The organism is Gallicola sp. Sow4_E12, assembly GCF_052116305.1.
Classification (GTDB): domain Bacteria; phylum Bacillota; class Clostridia; order Tissierellales; family Peptoniphilaceae; genus JBQKLI01.
Genome location: NZ_JBQKLI010000034.1, coordinates 1 through 8924 on the forward strand (window position 1 = coordinate 1; position 8924 = coordinate 8924).

Genomic DNA, 8924 nt, shown 5'->3' on the forward strand with positions numbered 1-8924 from the left:
TTCAGATATTCTTTTACTACGGTTCGTTTGAGTTCGTAACTATATTTTGCCATGAAAAACCGACCTCCTTTGGTTAGATTCTAGGTCCAACTTTTGGGGGTCGGTTCAAAGTCCACTCCACACTTTTTTAAGTCCTTCCTAAGAGGTAAAATATCTTAATTGAAATTAATTATGAAGGTAGTAGAAATAATGATTTATACTAAAACTATGAGAGCGGGTTGCCGCTCTTTGTTTTTTGAAAGGAGATCAAGATGAGAAAAATAGATAGAACAGAATTTCAAAAACAGGTACTGCAGGAGAGAGAAAAGAGAGTTCTTTTGTTTTTTACGAAGGAGAATATGGAAGGGGAAGTGGAAGCTATATTAAAGAAACTAGAAGCGTCTTTTCCGAATACTATTATCTTTAAAATCGATGCAGAAGAAGAAAAAATACTCGCCTTTAATTATCAGGCTATGGAACTACCTCATCTGATTTTAATGGAAAGAGGAGAAGTGATCGGCAGTATCCATGGGAATCTATCAGAAGAAATCATACTAGAGCTTCTTAAGGTAGAAAAAGGTTTATAAAAAATACAGTTAGGAGTAAAAATGCATCAGCTGGGAAATGTATGTTTATTACATTCTGGTAATATATAGGGATTTTAGTACATAATCCTTGATAATTTTAGAGGAATTGGGTAAATATAATACAAACTCTTACTGCTTTCATGGATCCGTGGAAGAATCGTAAGCCTATCCGGGTGCACTAACTACGTTCCGGGTAGTGCTGGATTCTTCCACGGATTCGTATTCTGCAGTGAGGGTTATTTTTATATTAGGATAGGAAGTTGACCCTGAAACTACCAAAAATATATGAAGAAAATGCTCTGCATTTTCCACCACCCATATAACCTATTCCCTAAAATCTATCTCTCCCTGGCCACCGCAGGTGTGCCGCCTAAAGCCTAGGTGCCGAAGGCATTCTGCCTAGGCCTCAGCAATCCCGCCTTTCTTCTATAATTCTACAGAAAAAATTTTATTAAAAAATGTTTTAAATATTTAGATTATCCAGTTTCGATACTTTCATAGGCTGAGAAGGGTACTAATTTCCAGTCCTGGGGGAGGATGAAGGGCGTTGCGATTCGCCCTCATATCCTCCCCCAGACCCCCTCCTTTTACACCCCCAACGCTTAGAAGCAGAGGAGCGTCTAACGACGCTTTTTTATATGAAGAAAATGCTCTGCATTTTCAACCATCCCTATTCCCTATCCTTACTTTCCCTGTCCACCGTAGGTGTGTCGCCTAGAGCCTGGGTTGTGTCAGCAATCCCGCCTATCTTTTTCAATAGACAATTGTTATTTTGCATCCTCTTCACTATAATTAAAGTAGTGTATTAAAGTAAATTGAAGGAGTTTTTATGAAAGAAGATATATATCGAATCGAGAGGGATTCTTTAGGGGAAGTTCAAGTCCTCAAAGAGGCAAATTGGGGTCCCCAGACTCAAAGAAGTCTCAATCATTTTAAAATCGGAAAAGATAGAATGCCTTTGGAAGTAATATATGCTCTTGTGGAAATTAAAAGAGCCTGTGCGAAGGTGAACTTTAAGTATAAAAAAATAGAAGAAGAAAAAAAGGAGAGTATCCTCTCAGCCTGCGACCGAATTCTTAAGGGGAAGATGGAAGAGGAATTTCCTCTTTCTGTATGGCAGACGGGAAGCGGGACACAAAGCAATATGAATGTGAATGAAGTGATTTCGAATCTGTGCGAGGGAAGCGTTCATCCGAATGACGATGTAAATGCGTCTCAAAGTTCCAACGATACTTTTCCAACGGCGATGCATTTGGCAGCATTAAAGGCGGTTCGAGAGAAGCTCTTTCCTGTCATAGAAAGAAGTATAGCTCAGTTTAAGAGAATCGAAAAAGAAAACAGCGGGATAATTAAAATCGGAAGAACTCATCTTCAAGATGCGGTGCCTTTATATTTTAGCGACGAGGTTTCCGGGTGGAGGAGGATGCTTGAAGAGAGCATGGAACAAATCAAGCTGTCTTTAACTTCTTTAGAAAAGCTTGCTATCGGAGGAACGGCTGTAGGATCGGGACTCAATGCACCGGAAGGCTTTGGCGAAAAAGTGGCAGAGGAGCTTTCCAAGCGTTATGGTATGAATCTCCGTTCTTCTTCGAATAAATTCCACAGTCTTTCTTCAAAAGACGCTTTTGTTTTTTCCCATGGGGCAGTAAAGGCACTGGCGGCGAATCTTCTAAAGATTGCCAACGATATTCGTTTTATGGCGAGCGGGCCACGATGCGGATATGGAGAGCTTGAAATTCCAGCAAATGAACCAGGCAGTTCCATTATGCCTGGGAAAGTAAATCCGACTCAGGCAGAAGCCCTTACGATGGTTTGTGTGGAAGTGATGGGAAACGATACAGCGATCGGAATCGCCGCTTCTCAGGGGAATTTTGAACTGAATGTCTATATGCCCCTTATTATTTTTAACTACCTTCGTTCTGTAAATCTTTTGGCTGAAGCCTTGGATTCCTTTACAGTTCATTGTCTAGAAGGACTGAAAGCAAAGAAAAGAATGGAAGAATATGTAGAGGAGTCTCTAATGCTTGTCACAGCATTAAGCAAAGAGTTGGGATATGAAAAGGCGGCGCAGATTGCAAAAAAAGCCTATGAAAAGGACAAGAGTTTAAAAGAAGTTGTTATGGAAACAGAGTCTTTTACAGAAGAAGAAATAGACAGGATGTTGGATCCTAAAAACATGGTAAGGAGTAAGAATGAAAAGAAATTTTAGAGAAGAATCTTTAGAAAAACATAGAGAATGGAAAGGAAAGATAGAAATCCGATCGAAGGTTCCTGTCAAGACCACAGAAGATCTTTCCTTAGCTTATACCCCAGGGGTCGCGGAACCTTGTCTTGAAATAGAAAAGAATTCCGAGCTTTCCTATAAACTAACAAGCCGTCAGAATCTTTGTCTTGTCGCAACAGACGGATCGGCAGTTTTAGGACTGGGAAATATCGGTCCTGAGGCTTCTATGCCTGTAATGGAAGGAAAATGCGTGCTTTTTAAATCTTTTGCGGATGTAGATGCCTTTCCATTATGTATCGACAGTCAAGATGTTGAAGAGATCGTACATACGATAGCTTTGATTTCGAAAAGCTTTGGAGGAGTGAATTTAGAAGATATCTCAGCGCCCCGCTGCTTTGAAATTGAAAAAAAGCTGAAAGAGATCTGCGATATACCGATATTCCATGATGATCAGCATGGAACGGCGATTATTACCTTGGCAGGTCTTACAAATGCTTTAAAGATTGTAAAGAAAGCTCTTTCGGATATTAAGATCGTTGTAAGCGGAGCAGGAGCAGCAGCTACAGCGATTACAAAGCTTTTGTTAAATGCAGGAGCAAAAAATATTATCGTTTGCGACCGAAAAGGATCCATCTATAAAGGAAGAGCCGGTCTTTCAGGCTATAAGGAAGAACTGTCTCTTACTACAAATCCTAATCGCTTAGAAGGAGATCTTCAAGAAGTGATAGTCGGGGCAGATGTTTTTATCGGAGTATCGGCTCCAGGAGTCCTTACAGGGGAAATGGTAAAAACGATGAATAAGGATAGTATTATCTTCGCCTGTGCCAACCCTACTCCTGAAATTTACCCAGAGGAGGCAAAAGCAGCCGGTGCGAGAATTATCGCAACAGGAAGAAGCGACTACCCAAACCAAATTAACAACGTACTAGCATTTCCGGGAGTATTTCGAGGAGCCTTCGATGCAAAAGCAACAGAGATCAATGATGAAATGAATATTGCCGCATCCAAAGCCATCGCAGAAATCATTCCTGAGGAAGAATTAAGGGAAGAGTATATTATCCCCGAAGCCTTTGATCCAAGAGTAGCAAAGGCAGTGGCAAAGGCAGTGAGAGATAAAGCTTTGGAGTTGGGGAAGGTAAGGAGAGGATAGGCAGGGAGGAGAAAATAGTTCATAGGTTATAGGGGATAGGAAGTAGGGGTGGTGGAAAATGCAGAACATTTTCTTCATTAAAAAAAGGCGTCGTTAGACGCTCCTATAACTTCGCTCTTTCACCCTCTCATACTCCACACTTTTTTAAGTCCTCCCTCAAGCTGGGAAACTAAGACCTTTCTTATGCTATAGGAGCATCGAAAAATAATAATCTAAATATTAAAAAAATTCTTTAGATAAAAGTTTCATATGAGGATATCAAAGTTTTGCGGGGTTGTTTAGTTACCCAGATCATACACCTTTGGCATCAATAGATTAGGAAAGGCATTACAGGCTAACTCTCAACAAACCAAGGATCGGTACTTTTTAGTACCGATCCTTGGTTTTTATTATATCCTCGCCGTCGCAAGACGTGCCGCCTGGCTGCCGCAGGTATCCCGCCTAGCGCCTGTGCTAGAAATCAGTCACGCCTGTTTTTCTATTAAGAAAATGCTATGCATTTTCCGCTTTCCCTATAGTTAGGACTGAATACGCTACAGCTAGGAACAAAAAGACACAGAAATCCAATACTATGTTATACTCTAGATAATAAGATAATAAGATAATAAGATAATAAGATAATAAGATAATAAGATAATAAGATAATTCTAATATATCTTTGATTGAAATTCATCAAGAAGCATCTATATTTCTGATAAGGGCGAGATCACCTTGAATTGTGATTAAATTAACGAATATAAAATTTTGTTTAAAAAGGCAGTTAATTAAAGGTTAATACATTCGAAAATTATAATTATAATGAAAATATTGATATTAAAGATTATAAATTGTAGTTAAGATAGAAAGAATAAACTTTAATGAAATGAACTAAACTAATAAACTGTTTTGTTGAACACAGTAAGGGATAAAATAGAAAGCAAAGTGATTCGATAGCTCTCTTTCGTTTTAGAGTTTTAGGATAAAAAAGGAATAAAAACGCTCTTACTATAGTAAGAGTTTTTAAAACTTAATATATTGAAAGGAGGTACTCCGATGCATAGTGTAAAATATTATGTGCAAACATTCTTTTCTTTAATATAGAAAAAGAGGGCCTTTTCTTGTAAAATTTTGTTAACCGACAAAATAGAAAAGTAGACCCTCTTTATGGAATATTTTACCGCAGAACTCATTAAAACAATAACCAATGGTGACGATATTAGGGAATTTGTCGCCTTCAAATAGAACTAGCGATAAATCAAATATTAAAAAATGAGTTAACCGTATTTTTAGTCTATGAGCACTATGATCCTATCGGTTACAACTTACGGAAATTCTCGAAACGGTTATTATTAACGAAAATTAGATATCACCTACTGAACCCTTCATCTACAAGTTCCAAGAGATCGCTTAGGGAAATTGGCTTAAGGGCTGATTTCGGAATATCAACAGACTGTAGGTGACTTAGAAACACAGTGATTCAGCTTTATCAAAAAGGATCACAACCCGTGAAATAGCTGATTTAGTCCAGGAAATGTATGGATATCATTACTCTCCTGCTACCCTTTCCAACATAACAAAACTAGTGGATAAAGATATAAAAGCCTTGCATAGTCGTCCGATAAAAAGTCGTTATGTTATGCTTTATTGCGATGCACTTTCTGGCTTAAAGGATGCTTTACTGGAAGAATTTCCAAAAGGGAGACATCAAGTATGTTGGCTACATATTAATCGTAATGTCATGAAATATATACGGGCAAAAGATAAATTGGAAGTAGGTGATGATCTGCGACTTATTCATCAAGCAATAGATTTAAAAGCAGCACTAGAAAATTATGATAAATTCATCAAAAAATGGAGCCGTCGCTATCCGAAAGCAAAACAAATATTAGAAAAACACGATAATTTGTATACGTATTTGACTTTTCCAAAAGAAATACAAAGAAGTCTTTATCCTAATAATTTAATAGAAAACTTTAATAAACACATTAAGAAACGAACAAAAGTTAAAGAGCAATTTCCGAATGAAAATGCATTAGATCGCCTAGTTTGTACGATCTCATTAGAATATAATGAACGATTCAGAAATCGGATTCATAAAGGATTTGGAAAAGTACAGACTGAACTAAGAGAAATGTTTTCAGGCAGCGATTCCCTCTAGAGGGAATCATGAAGATTGTTGACAAAAGTATTACAAGTGAGGTTACACAAAAGACTTGACACTACTACTTATTATTACTTACTTACGCATCAAAATAATTAGATTTAAGATGTTTTTGTAATATGTAAGTTGCTAAATTGTTCTATATTTGGGGAAGAACTATTCTTGGAATTAAATATTAAAGATAATTAAAGATAGAAATAATAAATAAAGGGGGGAAAATATTGACTAAGAAAGAGATCTGAATTTACGAAAGGAGACCACTATAAATAGTATAGATATAACATAGTAAATGGATTTTCTGCAATAATATCTTAGTATATATAAGAGGTGATGTTTATTAATTGGCAAAGAGAATGTAATGAAAACTGAAACTAAAGTTAGGAAACAATATCTCAAGGTGGAAGGAATATTATTACTAATAAAACAGAACTATTAGTTAGTAAAAATTAAAAAAACATTATAATTAATAACAAGGAGATAAAATGAAAAACTTACTTATTCTGTTAAAAACAACTTTAATTCTTTCACTGTTAATGACAATCACAACTACTACGAATGCGGAGAAATTATACTTAAATGACAAGACATTAAATCTTACGAGTCATAACAATGATGAAGGAGAAGAGGAATTTAAGGGAGAAAGTATTAACATGATACTAGATCAACGGATATCGGAACCAAGTTTAGATAATAATATTCATGAGGAAAACGATATAATAGAAAACGAGGATTTTATCAAAGACCAAGAAGAAAAATTCGAAACAGTTAAACAAAAGGCGATTGAAGATGGTGCAGAATTCACAACATCAAATTCTTTAGAAATAATGGCAAGATATAGAGTTGACCCTTTCTATAAGAAAAAAGGAAATATACTTGTAACAAATAAAGGAGAGTTGTTCTTTAATATAGTTGGACATGCAGCAATTGCATATGACTCATATAATACAATTGAAGCGAGAGAAGAAGGCGTTGTAGCTAAAGGGGATAACTTTCACACTAGATATCGTTTAGCTACTATTTGGGAAGCAGAAGTAAGACAATCTGATTATTCAAATAAGAAAGTTGCAGAATGGATAATTAAACAAAAAGGCAAGCCTTATAATTGGCATTATGATAGAATAGATTTAAGAAATAAATTCTACTGCTCACATTTAGTATATGCGGGATTTTTAGATATTTCAAAATGTAATTTAAATCGAGATGGTGGACCGGTTACTCCCGTTGATTTGATCTCAAATTCTAGTGTTAAAATAATAAGGGAGCATTGGAATGGCTTATCAAAAGAAAATAGGCATTTGTATTCTGATAGCTTTAACACTGTTAGCAGCGTTCAGGATCTACAGCAGAAGGCTTTCGGATAATATCGGTGCTGTTCCAGTATATGCTGTTGGAGCTGTCTCCACTAATACTCAAGGGAGAAACAGTACTGTATTATTCTTTGATGAAAACTTAGACTTAATCGATAAAAAAGAAATGAATATAGGAAGCTTATCTTCTGAATATTCTGTCCCTTTTAGAAATGAGGAAAGGGTCTATATTCCAACTACTGGAGAAGTGAAGAATGACGATATTATAATGGTGGATATCGAAACGAAATCAGGAGATGTAAAATATTATAAAGATCCGAAAGAAATCGGTGTTATCGATACCTTATTTCAATCAGGAGACAAGATGTATTACACTTCTAATATTAATAGCGGCTGTTCTTTAAGAGAAATGAATTTTAACGGCGGCGAAGAAAAATCAGCAGATATTATGAATACTCTGATAGGAAATGGAGGTAGACTTGGAGAAGAACTGTTTTTGATCGCTCATTCGACACCAGCTGATGGTGGCCCTGCGAAAGATGGAACAACCATAGTCTTCTATAATGATAATTTAGAAAAACAAAGAGAATTTTACACTGATAAATTTGTCCATAGAGGTCCAAGCATTGTTCACAACGATAAAGTATATTTTATGTCATCGAATGCTGAAGAAGAAGATAAACGTATTTTTTCGGTAGACAGTCAAGGAAATTTTGAAGAGATCCCGTTAAACTGCTGGGTTTATCGAATAGAGTCCACTCCAGAAGGACTCCTTGCAGCTGGCGGCGATGAGAAGTCAGGTTCTTTTATTCTTATAAAAAAAGATGGAGAGCAGATTCATTATGGAATGAAGGAAGAGTCCCTATTACAGATGAAATGGCAGGGGGAATTCCTTTATACCTTGGATAGAGTAGAAGAGGGAGATAAATCCATTTTAAGAAAATACGAGCTAGAAAAGAATGAAATGAAATTAGTTCAAGAAAAAGAAATAGAATTTAATGCTCCCAAAGAAATAATACGATCGATATTTTGAAAAGTGAGGCGGGATTGCTTCGCTGCCCAGACCATACACCTTTGGCATCAATAGATTAGGAAAGGCATTACAGGCTAACTCTCAACAAACCAAGGATCGGTACTTTTTAGTACCGATCCTTGGTTTTTATTATATCCTCGCCGTCGCAAGACGTGCCGCCTGGGTACTGAAAGCATCCCGCCTAGCGCCTGTGCTGCGAAGCAGTCACGCCTGTTTTACTCTTTCCTTAAGGCTGCAAATGTTTAGACTCAGAAGAGTATCTAATACAGTCATTTTATTTGTCTTGCAAGGAAACAATGAATATCTTAGACCTAATGAAGAATCCTATTCATAGGTTTGTTTTTTAAACGTAAAAAATAAGTGTTTTTTATTTTTGTCCTGAACTCCACTCTACGTTAGGTGTTAGGATAGTTGAAGGATTATAAATAAAAAAAGGAGGCAGCATAATGGACAAAACTTTTGAATTAATTCAAATTCAAAAACGACCTTCCACCACCAGATATT

General features: G+C 36.5%; 6 protein-coding genes. All 6 read left to right on the forward strand.

Going from position 1 to position 8924, the window contains the following annotated elements:
• Window positions 1-251: 251 nt before the first annotated feature.
• The 6 genes from ACTQ46_RS10875 to ACTQ46_RS10900 all read left to right on the forward strand — a co-directional run bounded on the left by ACTQ46_RS10875 (window position 252) and on the right by ACTQ46_RS10900 (window position 8420).
• Window positions 252-566, forward strand: coding sequence for a thioredoxin family protein (locus ACTQ46_RS10875; RefSeq protein WP_441749824.1), 315 nt, complete (start codon window positions 252-254; stop codon window positions 564-566).
• 829 nt (window positions 567-1395) lie between these two features.
• On the forward strand, window positions 1396-2775 hold the full coding sequence (locus tag ACTQ46_RS10880; protein ID WP_441749826.1) for a class II fumarate hydratase: 1380 nt from the start codon (window positions 1396-1398) through the stop codon (window positions 2773-2775).
• Window positions 2759-3940 carry an NAD(P)-dependent malic enzyme gene (locus tag ACTQ46_RS10885; protein WP_441749828.1) on the forward strand — a complete coding sequence of 394 codons (1182 nt, stop codon included), beginning with the start codon at window positions 2759-2761 and terminating at the stop codon, window positions 3938-3940. Before ACTQ46_RS10880 ends, ACTQ46_RS10885 begins: the two co-directional genes overlap by 17 nt.
• A gap of 1474 nt (window positions 3941-5414) precedes the next feature.
• The gene (locus tag ACTQ46_RS10890; RefSeq protein ID WP_441749834.1) at window positions 5415-6077 is read left to right on the forward strand and encodes a transposase; all 663 of its coding nucleotides are present in this window, start codon (window positions 5415-5417) and stop codon (window positions 6075-6077) included.
• 485 nt (window positions 6078-6562) lie between these two features.
• Window positions 6563-7441 (forward strand): hypothetical protein, encoded by an 879-nt coding sequence (locus tag ACTQ46_RS10895; protein WP_441749830.1) that lies wholly within the window; start codon window positions 6563-6565, stop codon window positions 7439-7441.
• Window positions 7350-8420 (forward strand): hypothetical protein, encoded by a 1071-nt coding sequence (locus tag ACTQ46_RS10900; RefSeq protein ID WP_441749832.1) that lies wholly within the window; start codon window positions 7350-7352, stop codon window positions 8418-8420. Before ACTQ46_RS10895 ends, ACTQ46_RS10900 begins: the two co-directional genes overlap by 92 nt.
• The last annotated feature ends 504 nt before the right edge of the window (window positions 8421-8924 follow it).

What these genes read in the sequence shown, in the direction of transcription:
- ACTQ46_RS10875 (WP_441749824.1), top strand. Translation starts at nt 252, where the DNA reads ATGAGAAAAATAGATAGAACAGAATTTCAAAAACAGGTACTGCAGGAG.
- ACTQ46_RS10880 (WP_441749826.1), top strand. Translation starts at nt 1,396, where the DNA reads ATGAAAGAAGATATATATCGAATCGAGAGGGATTCTTTAGGGGAAGTT.
- ACTQ46_RS10885 (WP_441749828.1), top strand. Translation starts at nt 2,759, where the DNA reads ATGAAAAGAAATTTTAGAGAAGAATCTTTAGAAAAACATAGAGAATGG.
- ACTQ46_RS10895 (WP_441749830.1), top strand. Translation starts at nt 6,563, where the DNA reads ATGAAAAACTTACTTATTCTGTTAAAAACAACTTTAATTCTTTCACTG.
- ACTQ46_RS10900 (WP_441749832.1), top strand. Translation starts at nt 7,350, where the DNA reads ATGGCTTATCAAAAGAAAATAGGCATTTGTATTCTGATAGCTTTAACA.